Annotated in this window: 17 protein-coding genes; 10 read left to right on the top strand and 7 right to left on the bottom strand. The window is 41.9% G+C overall.

Annotation, left to right across the window (positions count from 1 at the left end; genetic code table 11):
- Positions 1 to 120: 120 nt before the first annotated feature.
- The 3 genes from DEM91_RS02465 to DEM91_RS02455 all read left to right on the top strand — a co-directional run bounded on the left by DEM91_RS02465 (position 121) and on the right by DEM91_RS02455 (position 4,596).
- The gene (locus tag DEM91_RS02465) at positions 121 to 1,656 is read left to right on the top strand and encodes a GH3 auxin-responsive promoter family protein (protein ID WP_249857870.1); all 1,536 of its coding nucleotides are present in this window, start codon (positions 121 to 123) and stop codon (positions 1,654 to 1,656) included.
- Positions 1,657 to 1,678: 22 nt separating this feature from the next.
- Positions 1,679 to 3,724, top strand: a complete 2,046-nt coding sequence (locus DEM91_RS02460) for an Ig-like domain-containing protein (protein ID WP_249857878.1) — start codon at positions 1,679 to 1,681, stop codon at positions 3,722 to 3,724.
- An 80-nt stretch (positions 3,725 to 3,804) separates the two neighbouring features.
- Complete coding sequence (locus DEM91_RS02455) at positions 3,805 to 4,596, top strand: DUF3108 domain-containing protein (RefSeq protein ID WP_195253945.1); 792 nt, start codon at positions 3,805 to 3,807, stop codon at positions 4,594 to 4,596.
- Positions 4,597 to 4,730: 134 nt separating this feature from the next.
- Here DEM91_RS02455 and DEM91_RS02450 read toward each other — a convergent pair whose 3' ends face one another.
- On the bottom strand, positions 4,731 to 5,195 hold the full coding sequence (locus DEM91_RS02450) for a MaoC family dehydratase (protein ID WP_008125147.1): 465 nt from the start codon (positions 5,193 to 5,195) through the stop codon (positions 4,731 to 4,733).
- A gap of 274 nt (positions 5,196 to 5,469) precedes the next feature.
- Between DEM91_RS02450 and DEM91_RS02445 the strand changes: the two genes are divergently transcribed.
- Both DEM91_RS02445 and DEM91_RS02440 read left to right on the top strand, forming a co-directional pair.
- The gene (locus DEM91_RS02445; protein ID WP_249857869.1) at positions 5,470 to 7,302 is read left to right on the top strand and encodes an ABC transporter ATP-binding protein; all 1,833 of its coding nucleotides are present in this window, start codon (positions 5,470 to 5,472) and stop codon (positions 7,300 to 7,302) included.
- Positions 7,303 to 7,332: 30 nt separating this feature from the next.
- On the top strand, positions 7,333 to 9,327 hold the full coding sequence (locus tag DEM91_RS02440) for an LTA synthase family protein (protein ID WP_249857868.1): 1,995 nt from the start codon (positions 7,333 to 7,335) through the stop codon (positions 9,325 to 9,327).
- 724 nt (positions 9,328 to 10,051) lie between these two features.
- On the opposite strand, the gene DEM91_RS02435 is transcribed toward DEM91_RS02440, so the two are convergent.
- Positions 10,052 to 11,197 carry a glycosyltransferase family 4 protein gene (locus DEM91_RS02435; protein WP_249857867.1) on the bottom strand — a complete coding sequence of 382 codons (1,146 nt, stop codon included), beginning with the start codon at positions 11,195 to 11,197 and terminating at the stop codon, positions 10,052 to 10,054.
- 114 nt (positions 11,198 to 11,311) lie between these two features.
- On the opposite strand from DEM91_RS02435, the gene DEM91_RS02430 reads away from it, so the two are divergent.
- From DEM91_RS02430 to DEM91_RS02415, 4 genes are read left to right on the top strand one after another with little or no spacing between them, the layout of a single operon-like run.
- Positions 11,312 to 12,283, top strand: coding sequence for a lysophospholipid acyltransferase family protein (locus DEM91_RS02430; protein WP_249857866.1), 972 nt, complete (start codon positions 11,312 to 11,314; stop codon positions 12,281 to 12,283).
- On the top strand, positions 12,280 to 13,074 hold the full coding sequence (locus DEM91_RS02425; RefSeq protein WP_249857865.1) for an alpha-1,2-fucosyltransferase: 795 nt from the start codon (positions 12,280 to 12,282) through the stop codon (positions 13,072 to 13,074). Before DEM91_RS02430 ends, DEM91_RS02425 begins: the two co-directional genes overlap by 4 nt.
- Before the next feature lie 45 nt (positions 13,075 to 13,119).
- Positions 13,120 to 13,926 (top strand): glycosyltransferase family 2 protein, encoded by an 807-nt coding sequence (locus tag DEM91_RS02420; RefSeq protein WP_249857864.1) that lies wholly within the window; start codon positions 13,120 to 13,122, stop codon positions 13,924 to 13,926.
- Between the two features lie 4 nt (positions 13,927 to 13,930).
- A complete protein-coding gene (locus tag DEM91_RS02415) occupies positions 13,931 to 15,100 on the top strand; it encodes a glycosyltransferase (protein WP_249857863.1) in 1,170 nt (389 codons plus the stop codon).
- Between the two features lie 11 nt (positions 15,101 to 15,111).
- On the opposite strand, the gene DEM91_RS02410 is transcribed toward DEM91_RS02415, so the two are convergent.
- Positions 15,112 to 15,891 carry a glycosyltransferase family 2 protein gene (locus DEM91_RS02410; RefSeq protein WP_249857862.1) on the bottom strand — a complete coding sequence of 260 codons (780 nt, stop codon included), beginning with the start codon at positions 15,889 to 15,891 and terminating at the stop codon, positions 15,112 to 15,114.
- A gap of 4 nt (positions 15,892 to 15,895) precedes the next feature.
- Positions 15,896 to 17,602, bottom strand: coding sequence for a phosphoethanolamine transferase (locus DEM91_RS02405; RefSeq protein ID WP_249857861.1), 1,707 nt, complete (start codon positions 17,600 to 17,602; stop codon positions 15,896 to 15,898).
- A gap of 112 nt (positions 17,603 to 17,714) precedes the next feature.
- On the opposite strand from DEM91_RS02405, the gene DEM91_RS02400 reads away from it, so the two are divergent.
- Positions 17,715 to 18,920: a glycosyltransferase family 87 protein gene (locus tag DEM91_RS02400; protein WP_249857860.1), complete on the top strand. Its 1,206-nt coding sequence runs from the start codon at positions 17,715 to 17,717 to the stop codon at positions 18,918 to 18,920.
- Here the strand turns inward: DEM91_RS02400 and DEM91_RS02395 are convergent.
- Genes DEM91_RS02395 through DEM91_RS02385 form a run of 3 tightly spaced genes read right to left on the bottom strand, consistent with a single transcriptional unit; the run spans position 18,865 to position 21,018 of the window.
- Positions 18,865 to 19,290 (bottom strand): GtrA family protein, encoded by a 426-nt coding sequence (locus DEM91_RS02395; RefSeq protein WP_102187754.1) that lies wholly within the window; start codon positions 19,288 to 19,290, stop codon positions 18,865 to 18,867. The genes DEM91_RS02400 and DEM91_RS02395 overlap by 56 nt on opposite strands.
- Positions 19,280 to 20,236, bottom strand: coding sequence for a glycosyltransferase family 2 protein (locus tag DEM91_RS02390; RefSeq protein WP_249857859.1), 957 nt, complete (start codon positions 20,234 to 20,236; stop codon positions 19,280 to 19,282). Before DEM91_RS02390 ends, DEM91_RS02395 begins: the two co-directional genes overlap by 11 nt.
- Positions 20,233 to 21,018, bottom strand: coding sequence for a polysaccharide deacetylase family protein (locus DEM91_RS02385; protein ID WP_249857858.1), 786 nt, complete (start codon positions 21,016 to 21,018; stop codon positions 20,233 to 20,235). The genes DEM91_RS02390 and DEM91_RS02385 overlap by 4 nt, the downstream gene beginning before the upstream one ends.
- Positions 21,019 to 21,045: the final 27 nt, after the last annotated feature.

Raw genomic sequence — 21,045 nt, 5'->3', positions numbered from 1 at the left:
ACCTATTTATAATAGGAAAGCCCCCGTGTGCCCTGTGTCTTAAAATACGTGAATTGTGCGTTTGTTACAAAAGATTAGGTTATTTTTGCATATTAAACTGATAAACTGCACGATAATAAAATGGGGCTAACAAGTATAGCAAGCCAATTCTTTCTGTCGCGTCAAAAAGAGATTGAACGATGCGCCAGACACACTGAATCAATGCAACAGCAGGTACTGATGAACCTGTTGGAGCAGGCTAAAGATACAGAGTATGGGCGTAGCCATCTCTTTGGGAGTATAAGGTCGTATGAGGAATATGTAAAAAATGTGCCTGTCTGTACTTATGAAGAACTGAAAAGTGATATTGACCGCATGCGGCATGGGGAAGAAAATGTGTTGTGGCCCGGTCAAGTGAAGTGGTTTGCCAAATCGTCAGGTACTACTAATGATAAGAGTAAATTCATACCCGTGTCCAACGAGGCACTTCATCACATCCATTATCAAGGAGGAAAAGACACGGTGGCACTCTATCTTCTCAATCGTCCTGATAGTCGGCTCTTTGACGGAAAAGCCTTAATATTAGGAGGAAGTCACTCTCCAAATTATAATGTACACAACTCTTTAGTGGGAGACCTTAGTGCAATCCTGATAGAAAATATCAATCCTCTTGTTAATGTGATGCGTGTGCCGAAGAAGTCTACGGCACTTTTGCAGGATTTTGAAGTAAAACGAGATCGTATTGCAAAGGAAACATTACATAAAAATGTAACGAATATCTCAGGAGTTCCCTCTTGGATGCTGTCTGTGTTGGTGAGAGTGATGGAATTAAGTGGCAAGACGCATTTGGAAGAAGTATGGCCTCACCTTGAAGTTTTCTTTCATGGAGGCATCCCTTTCACGCCTTATCGTCCGCAGTATGAGCAGCTCATCACCTCTCCGCAGATGTGTTACATGGAAACCTATAATGCCAGCGAAGGATTCTTTGGCATACAAAGCGACTTAGATGATTCTTCTATGCTCTTAATGACGGATTATGATGTGTTCTATGAATTTATTCCGATGGATGAATTTGGAGTAAAGGAAGACCCCACAGTCGTACCATTGGAGGGCATTGAGCTGGATAAAAACTACGCCATGCTCATCTCTACATCTTCTGGATTGTGGCGTTATATGATTGGTGATACTGTGAAGTTTACCTCAAAAAATCCTTATAAATTCATTATTACTGGTCGTACAAAGTACTTCATCAATGCCTTTGGTGAGGAATTGATTATGGACAATGCAGAAAAAGGGTTGGCTTATGCGTGTGAGCAAACAGGTGCAGAGATTTCAGAATACACCGCAGCACCCGTATATATGGACAGTAATGCCAAATGTAGACACCAATGGCTGATTGAGTTTGTCAAAAAACCAAAGAGTTTACAACAATTTGCGTCTATCTTAGACAAGCGTTTGCAGGAATTAAATAGTGACTACGAAGCCAAACGCTTTCACAATGTCACACTGCAACATTTGGATATCATCATGGCACGCACCAATTTGTTTAATGATTGGTTGAAAATGAAAGGGAAAATGGGTGGACAGCATAAGGTTCCACGTTTGTCTAATAGTAGAAAGATTATTGAGGAATTGCTCGAACTCAATACCTCTGAACAAAATCTTGTTAAGGGATAATTCTCATTTATACTGAATGAAAATGCGTCATTTGTACTTTTTCAATTACCTAAAGTCACTTCATTGTAATGCAGGCAAGGAGTTCTCGCTTAGCGCAGTGTGGTATGTTATCCTTTTGTGGCTTTCCTCTTCCATGATGATGTCTTGTGCTCGCATGGGAAGTCCCGATGGAGGATGGTACGACGAGACTCCTCCAAAAGTGGTCAGTACGTCACCTAAGGAGGGTTCTGTACACGTCACGGATAAGAAAATATACATACAGTTTGACGAATTTATTAAGATTGACAATCCAACAGAGAAGGTTGTCATCTCTCCTCCACAGATAGAATCGCCCGAAATCAAGTCGCAAGGAAAGCGAATCGTGGTGGAACTGAAAGATTCTTTGAAGCCAGACCTCACTTATACGGTCGACTTTAGCGATGCAATCTCGGACAACAACGAGGGAAACCCATTGGGAAATTATACTTATAGTTTTTCAACAGGTTCGAAGATTGATACCATGGAGGTAAGTGGTTATGTGCTGGAAGCCGAAAACTTAGAGCCCATTAAGGGAATTTTGGTGGGTCTTTATGCCGATCATAGCGACTCTATCTTCCGACATAAGCCCATGTTGCGTGTGTCTCGAACCGATAGTCGTGGCAAATTCACCATTCGTGGCATTGCTCCAGGCGCTTATCGTATTTACGCTTTGCAGGATGTAGATGGGAATTACTTCTATAATCAGAAAAGTGAGAAGTTGGCTTTCACGCATGACCTGATTACTCCAAGCTCTAAACCTGATATTCGACAAGATACGATTTGGGCAGATTCGCTCCATATCAAGAATATTCTGCAAGTGAATTATACGCATTTCTTACCAGATGATATTACGTTGAGGGCTTTCACCGAGATACAGACAAATCGTTATCTCATTAAGACGGAGCGTAAAGAGCCTAACTTCTTCTCGCTGTTTTTTAGTTATGGCAGTGACCAACTCCCGCAAATAAAAGGTCTTAACTTTAATGATAAGGATGCTTTCATCATGGAATCGACTCCTCGAGGCGACACCTTGACGTATTGGTTGCGTGATACAACGCTCATCCATCAAGACACATTAGAGGTTCAGTTAAGCTATCAAGCCACCGATTCTGTGGGACAACTGCATCAACAAGTGGATACTGTTTCGTTATTGTCTAAGATTCCGTATGCAAAGCGATTAAAATTGCAGCAGAAAAAGATAGACGAATGGACAAAAAAGCAAGAGAAAGCTAAAAAAAGAGGCGAGCCTTACGACTCTATTATGCCAAAAGAAAACTTGGATGTACAAGTTACCGCTGGCTCGGCAATGACGGCTGATAAGAATGTAAGCTTTCATTTTGAAACCCCTTTGGCAAAGATTGACACGTCTAAGATACATCTTTATGCCAAACATGACACGCTTTGGTACGTCTCTCTGTATGAATTTGAGCAACAACGAGATACTACCGTGAAGGCTCTCAATAAGGCTTATTTGGAACATACGCGCGACTATGTCTTGCGAGGTGAGTGGCGTCCAGGGATAGAGTATAGTCTTGAACTTGATAGTGCTGCCTTTATTGATATCTATGGAGTGGCATCAACGAAGAAGAAACAAGGATTTTCTGTTCAATCGAATGATGAGTTAAGCACTATTCTATTAACCATTGTCGGTGCAAAACAGTCCCCCATGGTGGTTCAGTTGCTTGACACTTCGGATAAACCAGTGAAGCAGGCACCTGTAGTCAATGGTGAAGCACGATTCTTTTATGTAAAACCGGGCGATTATTATGCGCGTTTGTTTGTAGACACCAATGGAAATGGTCGCTGGGACACGGGGAATTACGATGAGAATAGGCAGCCCGAAGAAGTTTATTATTATCCAAAGAAGATTACATGTCGTGCAAAATGGGACTTTAATGAAACTTGGAATCTCACCCAGACGCCTCTGTATCAGCAAAAACCTGCACAAATCACCAAACAAAAAGGCGAGCAGCAACGCAAAATTCAAAATAGAAATGCCAAGCGTGCCCTCGACTTAGGTAAAAAATATGTACCTGGTATGTTGAAATAATACCACGAAGTGTTATTCTGATGAAGAATCACAACGTTGCAAATACATCGTATTGGTACAAAAATAAGGAACAAACAAATATGAAATTATTGAAAAAAATCACATTATTATTACTATTATTGGTCTCATCGGTCGCTGTACAAGCACAGTGTGATATGAAGAACACGGCTTTTACTTCTGGTGAGCTTCTTACCTACAATCTTTATTTTAATTGGAAATTCGTATGGGTGAAGGTGGGAAATGCTTCCATGTCCGTGGTACGTTCCAACTATAAAGGACAGCCAAGTTATCGCGCTTCATTAATGACCAGAGGAAATCGTAAGGCGGATCATCTCTTTGTATTGCGTGATACGTTACAAGCTTATACCTCGCTTAACTTGGCACCGCAGTACTATCGCAAAGCAGCACAAGAAGGTTCACGATATTATATAGACGAAGTTTTTTATACTTATCCCAATAAGAAAGTCTATGTCAAGCAACATCAGATAACCAGTAGTGGTGAGCATCTATGGAGGCAGGGCTACAAGAACGAATGCGTGTTCGATATGTTGAATATCTTTTTACGTGCAAGGTCGTTCGATGTGTCTAAGTGGAGGAAAGGCTACGCTTATCGCTTTACGATGGTTGACGGTGAAAAGTTGATGCCTGCCATGTTAAAATATCACGGAAAAACACACGTCAAAGCGGATGATGGGAAAAAATATCGTTGTTTACAATTGTCATATATGGAAAAAGAAGACAACTCATATAAGAAGATTGTCGACTTTTTCGTTACCGATGACACCAATCATATCCCCGTACGGTTAGACATGTTCTTGCGCTTTGGCTCGGCAAAGGCTTTCTTGGTGGGGAAGAGAGGCATAAAAAACTAACTGCGAAATACGAGAGATGAACTTTCAGGTCAAAAGACAAGTTTCCTTCTTTGATCTCTTTCGTCGTTCATCTTCTCTTTATTTGCAGTGATTTTATTGGTAGCTTTTGCCGAAAAGTTCCTTTTTTTATTTGCTTATATAAAGTAATATAAAAAGGTGGCAATTCCCTCTACGGCAGGTTTTCGCTGTCCTTCGATTTCTATTTTGAAGTTGATTTCTGTTTTGCAAATGCCACGAAGGTTGCTAATGGCATGCAACTTGGCGGTCATTCTTACACGACTACCAGTAAGAACTGGTTGTCCAAAGCGCATTTTATCCATGCCATAGTTGACCAACATCTTGATGTTGTTCACCTCAATGATTTGTTCCCAAAGGTGTGGCAATAGAGACAAGGTAAGATAACCGTGCGCAATAGTGCTCTTGTAGGGGCTTTCTACTTGTGCACGCGCTTCGTCTACGTGAATCCATTGATGGTCTAAAGTAGCGTCTGCAAATAGATTGATGCGATCTTGTGTTACTTCCAACCATTCGGATGCACCTAAGTCTTTGCCTAAGTAACTGGCAAAATCTTCGTAAGAATTGATGATTACTTTTTCCATATACTGCTCATTTGTTGTGAATACGTCGCTGTGAAACGAACCGTTATACGGGGATTGTTCCCTTTAGCATCGTATTTGATGGTTTCATGATACAAAGGTAGCAAAAGCAATTTAATTAGACAAATCGCACAAACAATGGTTGTACGCACGCAACCATAAACTGCTTGTTAACCAAAAATATAACGTTAAAGTTGTCGTTTTTCAATAAATGGCTTACCTTTGCATGATACCGCAGAGATTATTTATTTCTCACAGCATTAGTTTTAGCAATTTCATGAAAGAGTTTATACAAGTTTTTAGGCGCTTCGTGCCACCCTACAAACGTTATTTATGGGCGTCCGTCTTATTCAATGTCTTGTCAGCAGTATTGAATATATTTTCTTTTGCGGCGCTCATTCCCATTCTTAACATTCTGTTTAAGGTGAATCAAGTGCAGGTAACCACACTCATGCCTTGGCCTGAAGCCATTAAAGATTTACCCCGTATGTTAGCTAATAATGCCAATTATTACGTGCAGGTGATGATTGATACCTATGGTTCTACGACCACCTTGCTGCTGATAGGTTTGTTTTTGGCTTTCATGACCTTTCTAAAGACGGCAGCTTACTTTCTGTCTTCTGCCACTATCATGCCGATTCGTACAGGTGTGGTACGTGATATCCGCAATCAGTTGTACCGCAAGATTACCAGTTTGTCGCTGGGATTCTTCTCAGAAGAGCGCAAAGGTGACATCCTTGCACGTATGAGTGGTGATGTACAGGAGGTGGAAAACTCTATCATGGCTTCGATAGACATGCTCTTCAAGAATCCTATCCTCATCATTGCCTATTTCGCAACCTTACTTATAATCTCTTGGGAGCTCACATTGTTTACCATTGTGTTTGTTCCTATCTTTGGATGGTTAATGGGGATTGTTGGTCGTAAACTTAAACAAAATAGCATCAAGGCACAAAGTCTCTGGAGTGACACCATGAGTCAGGTCGAGGAAACGTTGGGAGGACTGCGCATCATCAAAGCCTTTTGTGCCGAGGAAAAGATGAATAAGCGGTTTGATAAGATCAACAGTGATTATCGCAATCATATACTTCGAGTCAATGTGCGGCAACAAATGGCGCATCCCATGAGCGAGTTCTTAGGTACAGTGATGATTGTCATCGTGCTATGGTTTGGTGGTACCTTAGTACTCAACCAACAAACGCTCAGTGGTCCTACGTTTATTTACTACTTGGTGATGCTGTATAGTATCATCAATCCTTTGAAAGAGCTATCAAAAGCCAGTTACAGCATCATGAAAGGCTTGGCTTCGATGGAGCGAGTAGACAAGATATTAAATGCGAAAGTCACCATACAAGATTCTCCACATCCTGTTCCTATCAAGGAATTCAAGCATCAAATCGAGTTCCGTGATGTATCTTTTAGGTATGGAGAGCAATGGGTGTTGCGACATATTAACTTGGTGATACCCAAAGGAAAGACGGTAGCATTGGTGGGACAGAGCGGTAGTGGAAAGTCTACTTTGGTGGATTTGATACCACGCTACTATGATGTACAAGAGGGAGAAGTGTTGATAGACGGTATCAATGTTCGTGATTTGGGTATTCATGACTTGCGACAACTCATCGGGAATGTGAACCAAGAGGCGATTCTATTTAACGATTCGTTTTATAACAACATCTCTTTTGGTGTCGACCATGCCACGCAAGCAGAGGTAGAGCAAGCAGCTCGTATTGCCAATGCTTATGACTTCATAATGGAATCAGAAGATGGATTCGATACCTGCATTGGAGATCGAGGCGGAAGGTTGAGTGGTGGGCAGCGTCAGCGTGTGTCCATTGCACGCGCCATCTTGAAGAATCCGCCTATCTTGATACTCGACGAGGCTACCAGTGCGCTTGACACCGAGAGCGAACGCATGGTGCAAGATGCGCTGGAGAAGCTCATGAGCACACGCACAACGGTGGCAATAGCCCACAGACTGTCTACTATCAAGCACGCCAATGAAATATGTGTGCTACACGAAGGACGCATTGTAGAGCGCGGTACGCATGAAGAACTCATGAATAAGGATGGTTATTACAAGAAACTGCACGATATGCAGGAACGATGATATACAGAAAAACGAAAGCTAAAGAGTGAAATGGAAAAGATGAAATACAGCGTTGAATCGTCTAAAAGCAAAGGAGCTAAACAGTACATGGCACCATTCGTGTCATTAGTGGTGAATATTTTTATGGCGTTTGTGGTGTATCTCATTGCCCGGGTGGCATTCCTTTTAGAGAATTTCAGTTATTTCTCTGAAGGTTTATCCTTTTCCCAAGTGGGCGAATGGTTTTGGGGTGGCTATATTTTCGACCGTTCTGCCATCACTTACACCAACTCCTTGTACATCGTCATGATGCTCTTCCCTTTGTGGATCAAAGAACGTCGAGGCTATCATCTGTTGTGCAAATGGGTCTTTGTGGCCGTCAATACGCTTACTTTGGTCATCAATCTTTGTGATGCGGTGTATTTTCCGTACACCTTGCGTCGTACTACTACGAGCGTATTTCGTGAGTTCAGCAACGAGAACAACTTGCTGGATGTGTTCTGGGGCGAACTATGGGGACATTGGTACTTATTATTGCTCGCCATTGCAGTGGTATGGTTGATGTGGAAACTCTATCTCATGCCACGCACCAATCACACCTATTATGCCACGCTGGGCAGTCGCATCGGCTTCGGAGTGGTGCAGTTGCTTTTGTTGCTCGCCATTACACCGCTTGCCATAGGTGCATGCAGAGGTGGACTTGAGTCGGGTATTCGCCCCATTACCGTGAACAATGCCAACCAATATGTCAGCAGACCCACCGAATGTGCCATTGTTCTCAACACACCCTTTGCGCTTATCCGCACCATTGGAAAAGATGTATTCGAGGTGCCACCTTACTTTGAAAACCTCGAGGCTGCCGAACGAGTATTCTCACCCATTCATCGTCCTGTCTCTACTCATCCGTTTCAGAAAAAGAATGTGGTGGTACTCATTGTTGAGAGCTTTGGAAGAGAGTATATTGGAGCCCTGAACAAGGATTTAGAAAATGGCAACTATAAGGGATATACCCCCCATGTAGACAAACTCATTCAGCAGAGTGCCACCTACCAGTATTCTTATTGTAACGGTCGTAAGAGTATCGACGGAATGCCATCTGTGCTTTGTGGCATTCCAATGTTCAAAGAACCCTTCGTGTTGTCGCCCGCTTCGATGAACAATTACACCAGTATGGCAGGACTTTTGGGCAAGGAAGGCTATCACACTGCTTTCTTCCATGGGGCGAATCGTGGTAGCATGGGATTTATGGCATTTGCTAACAAAGTAGGATTCCAGCAATACTTCGGACGACAAGACTATGCTGCCGACAAACGATTTGGCGGAGATGCCGACTTTGATGGACACTGGGGCATTTGGGATGAACCGTTCTTACAGTATTGGGCAACGAAGATTGGTGAGCTAAAAGAGCCTTTCATGACGGCTTGCTTTACTGTGACAAGCCACACTCCTTATGTGATTCCTGATCAATATAAGAAGAAATATCCAGAAGAGGGCATTGTGATACACAAATGTATTCGCTATACCGACATGGCTATCGGTAAGTTTTTCGAAACCGCAAAGAAGCAACCTTGGTACAAGAATACGATTTTTGTGCTAACCAGCGACCATACCAACCTGAGCGACCATCAGCAATATCAGACCGATATTGGCGGTTTTTGCTCACCCATTGTCATCTTCGACCCCTCGGGTGAGGTAAAGTCAGGCATTTATCCAGGCATTGCACAGCAAATAGACATATTGCCAACAGTGCTCAGCATATTGGGCTACAACAAGCCTTTCCTCTCTTTTGGCTGCGATCTCATGACAACCCCCATGAAGGAGACATATGCTGTGAACTATCTCAACGGTATTTATCAGTATTGTAAATATGGCTACGTGCTGCAATTTGATGGGCAACACACCAAAGCCATCTATCGATTAGACGACAAGCTCATGCAGCACAACCTTTTGGGAAAGGTGAAAGAGCAAGCACAGATGGAACATGAGCTAAAAGCTATCATTTGGCAATATATGTACAGAATGGTACACGACAAGCTGATGCCATAGTTTTGCACCAGTGATTTGTGATTTGATGTGTGCAAACTCTTTGCATGGAGTCGTGAGGCGATAAAGGATAGCGTTTTTGTTGAAGTTTTGCATGGTGATTGAAGCCCCAAAAAACACCCTGCAAAACTGTCAAAAAACTTAACAAAAGGCTTTCCATAACTTCAATATTTTCACGCAGATGATAAGTTGCTCGCAAATATCGCAGTATTTGAAGAGTTTTGTAAGTGTCAGAATATGAGTTACTTATCTTGAAAAGTACAGATAACGTCGCCTTTCTTTCCTTTGTTTTAGTCGCTAAAGCAATGCTTTAAGGGCGTTAAGTCATGTTGATAAGCCCCTTATCCCATGTTTACAGCACTCCAAAAGTATTACTTTAAGGGCATTCACCCATTGCTTTAACAAAATCAACGCATATTTTGAGCTGTTTTAGCAACATTTGTGAACAAAAATGGGGCGTATCTTCGTCTATTTTGAAGATTTTTTCTGACTGTTTTTTGGTATTTTTTTAGGACAAAAAAGGGCATTTATTCCATGCACTTTTTGTAGGCTGGTTCTATAAATTAGCTTTGTTAGATTTTGAGCTTATTTTTGAGTTAAAAATGCAAGAGTGTGAAGGAGTGTAGCGAGCTACACGACTGAACAATCTTACATTTTTAACCAAAAAGAAGCCAAAAGATAACAAAACGTATGTCATAAAATTTTAATGACTATATGCGGTGGTAATTTATAGAACCAGCCTATATAGATTGATTAGCTGGCGAGTTACGTTTTCGGTGTCAAATCGTTGCACATATGCCTTGGCTCGAGCTATGCGACCCTTCCTTTCCGTATCGTTCAGCAAAGTTAGCAATGCTTCTCGCATGGCTTGAACGTCATCGGGATGAACATATAAGCACTCTGCTCCTCCAGCTTCTTCGAGACACGACCCTGTACAAGCCACGACAGGTAGTCCACTGTGTATAGCCTCAATGATAGGAATGCCGAAACCTTCGTAGCGAGAGGGATAGACAAAACACCCAGCCAGCTGATAGATAGCAGGCAAATCGACAAAGGGAACATGGTGCAACAGGGTGATGCGACTTTGCAGATGGTGTTGTGCAATGTAATTTTTCACCTTCTCTGTGTAGGGTGTAGACTTGCCCACCACCACCAAATGAATGTCGGTAGGCATGTCTTTGAGTGCCTTTACTGCCAGCAGTACGTTCTTGCGCTCTTCAATACTGCCTACGTTGAGGATGAAACGAGTGGGCAAATGGTACTTCTCCCGAACTTCTTGCAGTTGTCTTTCGGTGCAAGGGCGTTTGAAAACCTCGTCACAGTCTTGGTAGATGACCGTAATCTTGTCGGGCGAAACGTGTCCATATTTCACGATGTCTCGCTTGGTACACTCGCTAATGGCAATAATATGTGTGGCTTCGCGACAGGTCATGCGAAACTTATAACGATAAATCAGCACATCCCACCAATGATAATATTTTGGAAAACGTAGGAAAATAAGATCGTGAATGGTTACGATACCCTTTACACCCGATGCCTTGATGCCACGTGGCAGCTCGTTGGAAAGCCCATGATAGAGGTCGATGTGGTCGCGCTTCAGGTCATCAACGATGCCCGTAAATCGCCACCAAGCTTGCGCCAGTGGATGTTTTTTGCCCGTGGGGTAAACATAGCGCACACATGGTTGCGCAGGAATTTGGTTGCGCAACTCTTCGTTTCCTGCGTTGGGCGCATACAGACGGATGTCCAAGTCAAGGTCTTGGGCGTGAAGAAGGTTTTTTACCAAGGTTCTACTGTAGTTGCCCAATCCTGTTTTGTTGCGTACAATTCGTTTGGCATCAAAGCCTATGTGCAGTAATTTTGAGTGGTTCATGACAAGCTGTTTGAACTTCAAAGATAGATGAAAATAGCCAATGAAACAACTAAACGAAACAAAAACTTGGAGGAAAGGGGTGAAATGCGTATATTTGTCACCAAATATCTTTGCATGAATCTACTTTACAGGTTAGGCTTTGGCATCTCCTATCTGCTGTCCATGCTACCGTTGAGGGTGCTTTATGTGGCATCTGATATCATTTATCTCATACTCTATCGTTTGATGCATTATAGGTATGAGGTGATACATCGTAATGTCATGGCATCGTTTCCGCATTCTTCAGCGGCGGAACAAGAGGCTATGATACGAGGATTTTATCATTGGTTGTGCGATTACTTTGTGGAGACGCTCAAAATGATGTCAATGAGCAAGCGGCAAATGCAGCGAAGAATGCAATTTATCGGTACAGAGGAAGTCAACAAAGTGATAGCAAAAGGGCAGTCTGCGGCTATCTATTTGGGGCATTATGGTCAGTGGGAATGGATCACTTCGCTCCCTTTTTGGGTTTCTAATGAAGCACAATGTGCCCAGATATACCATCCCTTAGAGAATAAATGGTTTGACAAAATGGTGAAGCACATGCGTGAAAAGCGAGGAGCCGTGTGCATTTCGATGTCAGAATCGTTGAGAAAAGTGGTGGAATATCGACAGAAAAATATTCCGCTCGTCTTGGGATATATTTCCGATCAGGTGCCTTTCTGGAACAACATACACCATTGGGTTGACTTCATGCATCAGGATACGCCCGTGCTGACAGGTACGGAGCGCATGATAAAACGATTGGGACAAGCCGTATTTTATGCCGATGTGCGACGTGAACGGCGTGGATACTATACCTGTGAGTTTAAGTTAATCACTACAACACCACAGACATGGGCTGATTTCCAGCTAACCGATCGCTATTTTGAATGTTTGCAAGCCAGTATAGAGCATGACCCAGACCTCTATTTATGGAGCCATAACCGTTGGAAGCGAACCAGAGAAGAGTTCAACTTACGGTATGATGCGCAGACAGGGAGGGTGGATTTGCGTGATTTAGAAACGATTATGTCTGAAAAAAGAGAGAAGGAGTCAAAGCCATGATATTGGTAAAGGGTTATGGGCAGATGTGCAATAACATTCTGCAATATGCGCATTTGTACGCTTTTGGGCGTGAGCATGGGGTAAAAGTCATATCCATGCGTTTCTCGTATAAATATCGTTATTTCGCGATTTGCAAGAAGTGGTATCACCGTCCGATGACTTATCTGCTGGCAAAGCTGTTGATACGGCTGCGTTTGGTGGACTGTATCATGGGCGTTAACACTCCAGAGATAGACCGCAAGTTTGCACAAGTCCCTCTCATTGCGTGTGGCGGCTGGGGTTGTAGGTATGACGAATTGTTTCGGAAGTATCGGTCGGAGATAGCACAACTATTCTGTATCAAACCTGCCATTCAGCAGAAGGTGAACAACTGGATGCAAGAGCATCCAAAAGCCGATATCAACTTGGGCGTCCATATACGTCGAGGTGACTATAAAACGTGGCAGGGAGGGAAGTATTTTTTTGGAGATGAGGTATATGTGCGACTTATCCAAGAATTTCAAGCTTTACATCCCCAACAGAAAATCAATGTGTTTATCTGTACTAACGATGCACGGTTGGACATCAACAAGTATCGCCAGGCCTGCCCGAATGTGTATCTTTCAAAAGGTTCTGGTATCGAAGATTTGCAGTTGCTTAGCCAGTGCGACTATCTCATGGGCGTTAAGAGCACCTTCTCTCTGTGGGCATCGTTCTATCGCGACATCCCCCTATATTGGATTATGGATGCAAATAAGACGTTGGAAAACAATGACTTCGTTCATTTTGAAGATGTATATATGAGCGTGTGAAGCCTTCATGAAAGATGTTTTATCAATAACTTTGTGAATAACAACATGGAAACAACCAATCCCAAAGTATCTCTCCTTGTTTCTACCTATAATTGGAAGGAAGCATTGAACCTATGTGTACGCAGCATTTTTGCCCAAACCGTACTGCCAGATGAAATCATTATAGCCGATGATGGGTCAGGAGAAGATACGCGGGCAGTGATAGAACAGCTGCAAAAGGAAAGTAGTGTGCCTGTGATACACGTGTGGCATGAAGACAAAGGGTTTCGACGAACAGAAATCATGAACAAAGCTATCGTGGCTGCTTCGGGCGACTATTTGTTACAAGTGGATGGTGATGTTATTCTGTCGCCTTACTTTGTGAGTGACCACTTAGAGGTCTGCCAACCCAATTGCTTCGTGTGTGGCTCTCGAGTGAAGCTTGGAATAGTGTTGACTTGGCGGCTCTTGTCTCATCAGAAGTTTGAGTTGAGTCCTTGGAAGTTGCCTTTCAGTTTTGTTCTTAATAGTTTTCGGTCAAGACGCTTGCGCGCCTTTTTGGCAGATAGATATGCACGCAAGATAGACCACCTGCGAGGATGCAACATGGCTTTTTGGCGTTCAGATCTGTTCAAGGTAAATGGTTATAACGAAGACCTGTTGCAATGGGGACACGAAGACAGCGAGTTGGCTTTCCGATTGCATTATGCTGGTGTGCACAAGCGAGCCTTGAAAATGGGTGGTAATGTGTATCATCTCTATCATCCAGAGGCGTCTAAGAGCAACGAGGGACGACATTTGGCAGAATTGGAGCGTGTGCAGCGAGAACGACTGACATGGTGTAAGAATGGTTTGGACAAGTATGAAATATAAAAAGATGAAGAAAAAGAAAATACTTTTTGTAATTAGTTATTTCTTAGATGGTGGAGTAGAAACCGTATTGATAGAATATCTTAGAAATTTATTAAAGACAAAAGCTTATGATTTAACGTTAGCAATAGCTTATAAGATAGATGAGGTAGAAGTATATCACAACAGAATACCCAAAGAAGTGAAAGTGGTATATTTGGTAACTAATCCCATTTTGCTAAAATACAAGTGCCGTAAACCCGCTAATAAGATAATTAAACTAACGGATGAGATTTTCATCAATCCCATTAGGCGTTATGTGCAATCACGCAATTTACATAAATTGGTAAAAAAAGCAGATGCTGTTGTTGATTTTATTAGTTCACAAGGTAGTTTTTTAAGAAAAGAAAAAACCAATAAAATTGTTTTCATACATAGTGCGATAGAAGAAAATTACAAGCGCGATCCGAAGGAAGGAGAAAAACAAAAGCGAAAAATACCCACTTACAATCATATTGTAACTATTTCTAAAGCCATGTATCAAGAGGCTTGTAGATTTTATCCTGAGGTGAAAGACCGTATTTGTATGATTTATAATTCGGTAGATACAGACGAGTTGCAACGAGCTTCAGAAGAGTTTGTCGCAGATGAGCGTATGGAAAAACCTTATATTTTGAGCATTTCACGCTTAGAGGAATATCCAAAAGACTTCTCTACTTTAATTGCTGCTTACGCACTTTTGCGAAAATATTACGGACATACAGAAGAATTGTATATAATAGGTAAAGGTCCGTCTTTACAGCAACTTCAACAAAAAACAATAGAGTGTGGTGTTCAAGACCATGTACATTTCTTAGGTTTTATGTCGAATCCCTACCCCTATATAAAACGGTGTGAGATATTTGTGCATAGCTCTCAGTACGAAGGATTACCAACAGTTATGATAGAAGCGTTGTTGTTGGATAAAATGATAGTAGCCACCGATTGTCCAACTGGTCCTCGAGAAATCTTAAATGGTGGTAAAGCGGGTATTCTAACCCCTGTTGGCGATATAGAAGCATTAGCCAAAGCCATGCATGAAGCATTGACAGATAAAAAAATGCAGCAGCAGTTTGCTGAAGGAAGAGCAGCACACAAACGTTTATTTACATTCGAAGCAAACAGAGAGGCTTTTTGCAAACTCTTGGAAAGTAAGTAACTGCAGGGGTGTTATGACTTGTTTTGTCGCTCTTCTATCAATTTGGCAACGACCGCAAATTGATAGAACGCATCCCATACGGCATGGATAAAACCGGGCGCACCATCACGAAAACCACCCTTGAGAATATAGCTTTTGAAAAATCTGAATGCAGGACGTGTTAACAAACTGCCTGCTCCATAATTCTTATGGCGACGACGTGGCACCTCGTAGTCGGAGTAAGTATCTGTCTTCTTGAATAAGGTAGCAATGCTGTCGTTTGCCAAATGCTCTATCGCCAAAGCGTGGTTGCGCTTGGGAATATAAGAGATAGTACCGTTTATCTGCGGTACTGCATGGATGACAGCAGGCCAATGAGCCACCTCTTTGCGAAAGAAGCGGAGGATATAGTCGGGATAATGGGCATGCAAGAACTGTCCCATGAAATAATTTTTGCGTGGAATATATAAGCCGTCTGCACAATTTGGGGTAGCAATGTGGCGATATAGGTACGCTCTTAACTGCTCGCTAATCAGTTCGTCGGCATCTACAACCAGTATCCAAGGGTGAGTTGCGTGGTCAATAGCAAACTGTCGAGCTGGTTCTACAATATTGTAATTGCCTTTTGGAAAGGTAATAACCTTGCAACCCATTGATTTCGCTATCGTTATTGTATCGTCGGTGCTCTCCATGTCGCACACAATAATCTCGTCAAAGTGCTTTACAGAGTCTATTACTTGTGCCAAATGTTTCTCGGCATTATAGGTGTTGATGACAACAGAAATTTTCTTTTCCAAATTAGTGTGGCTCATAAATCTACTTTATAGGGTAAAGTCTTTCTGCACAAATACGTTTCCTCTTATAGTTAAATTGTTTGTTAAAAATGCTAAGTGAAGGACGATATTCTTTGGTTTGTATCTCCATAAGATCAAGAATGCTATGTATCATATCATCTGTCATGAATGGATGGTGTGCCGATAGACGAATTCTATTTGTAATATTTGGATAGTTTTTCTGGAAAGTTTTAGACATATACACCAACATGGGGATTTCTACTTTCTGATTATTGATATCAATGTCACCGTGTCCAGCTATTTTTTTGTTGATTTCCATCACATCTTCACCGTGGTCAGAGGTGTAGATAATCAGTGCGTTTTTGTCTTTAAAACGGTTAATAATAGCGTTGACGATACTATCATTGTAGCGCACAGCGGTATCGTAAGTTGCTTTTGTTTCTTTTATTTTGTTATTCTCGCCTTGTTCTACATTTGTACTAAAAGCCTTAAATGTTTTTGGATAGCGGTTTTCGTATGCCATGTGAGTACCAATAAGATGAAGTACAATAAATCTTTTAGGCTTTGTTTGCTTTAAGGTTTGGTCTAATAAGGGTAGCAAATGCTCATCGTAAGGCTCTGTAAAGTCACTTTTGGTATCTCTAATGCACACAAAAGAATTTGATTTGCATCGCTCTGCGTAGAATCTTCCATTATTACCGTATATGCCTGAAGATTCTTGATTTGACAACCAAGTGGTATAATAACCAGCTTGATTTAAGATACTAAATAGGTCGGTATATTCATACCACTTCTCCTTTGCACCTTGTCTATAAAATGTAAATAATTTCTCTAACACCTTAATTGTGTGTCCATTTGGACTGATAACATCGGTAAATTTGACTAAATCGCCAGTCTTTTCAAGACTACTTAGATAAGGTGTTGTCTGGAGATGGTATCCGTATATCCCCATATGATTCCTTGTGGTAGATTCTCCTAATATAAAAACAACATAAGGTATGGTACTATTGTTCTTTAACAGCTTAGGGTGTGTATTCCCCTTCTGTCTCATTTGCTTTAACTGTTGCATGTCGTTGATAGCGTCACGTGTAAGGAAAACGGTAGAAACGACAGAACAGCATTGGTGTAATAACCTATCTCGTGTAGTTGTTTTCTGTTTTATAATATCTTTTATAAGGTTGACTACTGTGAAAAATGATGCAAAAGTAAGCCATGCTGATACGAATAAAATAGCTGAACGCTTATATTCTAATTTTAGTATTAACAGGATATATGCCGATAAAACAAAGATGACTGCACAAATGCTTCCATACAACCGTATGTTTAATACGTTGGCTTGCAGGTATTCTATTGCTTCGGTATAATTAGTAGCTAAAAGGATTTCGAAAATTGCACTATCTGGCAAGCTGCGATAATAATATAGAAAATGCAAAAAGAGAAATAGTAATAAAACCGATAATAACTCAATGATGCTTTTGGTTATACGCATAACTCTTTTATATGGAATAAGTGATATTATGAGAGTTAAGCAAACAATGGCAAAGCACATATATAAAAAATGGTGTATGCCACGACCAAACGATGACATATTAAATAGGTATGGAATATTGATAAACAGCATAAACATGATGAAGCGAAAATGTTGTTGTATGAAATTTACAATCCCATTCCATATTTTTTTACTTCTACTTATGTCTTGTGGATACATAAATTGATTTTCGGCTTGCATAATGTGAATATGATGTATCTATTTGCAAAGATATGTTTTTTTAGTAATATCATATAAAACTATTATATATTTTTTTTACTTTTGCAGCAATTATAAGTTATAATAATTAAGCATGAAGAACTCAATCCAATGCAAATGCAGGGCATTCTTAGCCAAACCTTTCTTTCACGACAAGCGAACATTGTTGTGGCTGTGGACACTTTTGCCCATTGTCGCCACTGTTTTCAAGTTGCATCGCAACAATAATTATCTGATATTCCGTGGCGTTTTTTGGCATACAGTGAACCAAACGTCGCTGTATGAGGCGTACCCCAACGAATATTTTGATGTAAATCATTATGGACCTTTGTTCGCTTTGGTTGTCGCTCCCTTTGCTGTAATGCCCGTATGGTTAGGCATGTTGTTTTGGAATGTAGCACTCTCGCTCTGCTTGTATGTTGCCATTAGCAGGTCGCAACTCAAGTACAAACAGCAAATCTTTATTTATTGGTTTTGTGCAGAGACGTTGCTAACGTCCTTGTTCATGCAGCAATTCAACATTGCCATTGCTGCCATTATCATTGCTTCGTACTTTTTGATAGAGCGAGAGCGTGACTTTTGGGCGGCATTCCTCATTGTGTTAGGAACGTTTGTCAAGCTATATGGGGTGGTAGGACTGGCTTTTTTCTTCTTCTCCAAGCACAAAGGACGGTTCGTTTTGTCGTTGTTATTGTGGGCTGTTGTGCTGTTCGTTGCGCCTATGCTGATAAGCAATGCCGACTATGTGATAGGGCAATATCACGAATGGTATGTCACCTTGTTGGAAAAGAATGGAGAAAACCTCCAATCTATTGCTCAAAATATCTCTTTGTTGGGTATGGTTCGCCGCATTACGGGCAATCTTTTTTATTCCGATTTGTGGCTTATCGCTCCAGCGTTGGTGTTGTTTTTCATCCCTTATTTTCGCTTTTCGCAATACAGAAATGCGATGTTTCGCCAAACCTATCTTGCATCGGTGTTGCTGTTCGTCGTGCTTTTCAGCACAGGCAGTGAGAGTAGTTCGTACATTATTGCCATTAGTGGGGCTTGTATATGGTATCTGTCTGCTCCGTGGCAACGCAATCGTTGGGATATAATCTTCATGGTGTTGGTGTTAATGATATCAGGATTTGGCTCGTCCGACCTCTATCCTCGTTGTATACGGCACGACTTGATACAAGTATATTCGTTGAAAGCCCTACCATGTACTTTGGTTTGGCTGAAACTATGTTATGAAATGATGTTCAAGAATTATGCTTCCGTTGATGTAGATACACAAAGTGAAGCATTAAAAAGTTGATAGGAACAGCCACAACCATCACCAATATGGGCGAAAGCCATTTGCTCACGTCCAACCAAAGAAAGACATTCAGCAAGCCAATCTCCATAAGATAGTTGACAATATGACTCCCCACAAAGCCCGCTGCATTGGACTTTGTGGGCTTTTTGTGGAAGGTAAAATAAGTAGTGAGTACATAGTTGCACACCAATCCCACCCCATAGCCTGCCGTGTAGGAAACATTCGCATTGGTAAACATCAAGAACAGGCAATAAATGCCATAATGAATCAGCGAACAGAGCGTACCTACTAACCCAAAACGAACGATGCGTCCTGCATCTTTTCGCAGTTTGGGGTGTCTTTCTCCGTATGCTTTGAAGCTATTCTTCATCCGCTCCAACAATTTTGGTCACATGGTATAGCGGTCTGTTTTTCACTTCGGTATAAATTTTTCCGATATAAACGCCCACAATACCTATTGACAGCAAGATGAATCCTCCTACGAGCCAAATGCTCATTATGATTGATGCCCAACCCGGATAGGCTGTTCCCACGACTAATGCATGAATGACATAGATGCCAATGCCGATGCTTAGAAAGATGAAAAGCAAACCAGCATACAGTATGAAGTATATGGGATGTACGGTAAACGAGGTGATGCCATCGAGTGCCAAGCTTAGCATTTTGCGCAGTGTGTATTTGGATTTACCTGCCTGTCGCTCGCTGATGGGGTCGTCGACACATGCCGATGGCAGTCCCAGCATAGGTATTAATCCGCGCAAATACAAATTGCGTTCCTGATAAGTGGATAGGATGTCAAGTGCAAGGCGGCTCATTAAGCGGAAATCTGCATGATTGAACACACTTTTCACGCCCAGTTTGTCCTGCAATCGGTAAAAGGCGGTGGCACTCAGTCGTTTCAATAGCGGGTCTGCCTGTCGTGAAGTCTTCACGCCATACACCACTTCGCAATTATTGTGAGTGTATTCGTGAATCATCAGCGGAATGGCATTCAGGTCGTCTTGCATGTCGGCATCAATCGTAATGACCGCATCTGCCCATGTTCGAGCCGTCATCATGCCAGCCATCATGGCGTTTTGATGTCCCACGTTGCTTGCCAAGTTGATGCCTCTCACAAACTTGTTGGTTTGTTGCAACTTGCAAATAAGCTCCCAAGTACGGTCTTTGCTGCCGTCGTTGACAAATACCATCATGCTGTCTGCACTGATGTGTCCCTGTTGTATGAGGTCGTTAAAGAGGGTTGTCAATCGGGCTACCGAGTTTTCCAGCACCTCTTCTTCGTTATAGCAGGGGGATATGGTGGCTAATCTCATCATGCTTTGTTCAATTTACTTTTTGCAAATTCGGTAAAGGTAACAAACACTTCCTCTTCTTTTTTCAGCATCTTGATGAGGTTGCTCAATCGTTGAACCATTTTGTCGCCACTATTTTTGCGGATGATATACGGCATCTTGTATTCACGGTGTGCGTTGAGGTCGTAGAATTCCCATGGATGAAAGTAGGTTACAAAATAGCCATCGTGTCGCAGTACTCGCCTTGTCATCCAGTGATAGAGTTGCTGTGGTAAGAGATGTAACGACAGCCAGAACAGCGGAAAGCGTACCCAAGGTGTTACCGATGCTGGTATCTGCATCACTTCTCCGCGCATAAACCATGTACGAGGCGTTGTGAGGTGCATGTATCTGCCAGGAATAAAGGCAGGATTTAGGGAAGAGTTGTACAGATAGCCCGCCTTTTCAATGTCCTTGTCTGACACGGGAAACATCCTTGGTTGTCGATAGCCATGCACCTGTGTACCTGCCACGCTTTCTACGATGCGTTTGGATTCAAACACGTCTGTAGGTTTAGGTTGCCAATGGTCCACACCATGACAAGCCACCTCGTGCCCCTCTTGCATAATGCGCCTAATGGTTTGAGGCGACTGTTCGGCAAAGTTTGCCGTACAAAAGAAAGTAGCGTGTACTCCATTTTGTTGTAAGCAGTCTAATATCTTGTTTGTGCCTTCAACAGAAATACGCATCCCTTCTTCTAACGAGATGTTCACGCCGTGTTCTTTGGGTACATCAAATTCTTCGGTGTCGAAACTCAATAATATCATGACATTGCCTTTTCGTATAGTATTTGC

The organism is Prevotella sp. TCVGH (assembly GCF_023522295.1).
GTDB classification, from domain to species: domain Bacteria; phylum Bacteroidota; class Bacteroidia; order Bacteroidales; family Bacteroidaceae; genus Prevotella; species Prevotella timonensis.
The sequence above is the reverse complement of the archived record's forward strand: the minus strand, read 5'-3'. Positions and strand labels throughout refer to the sequence as shown.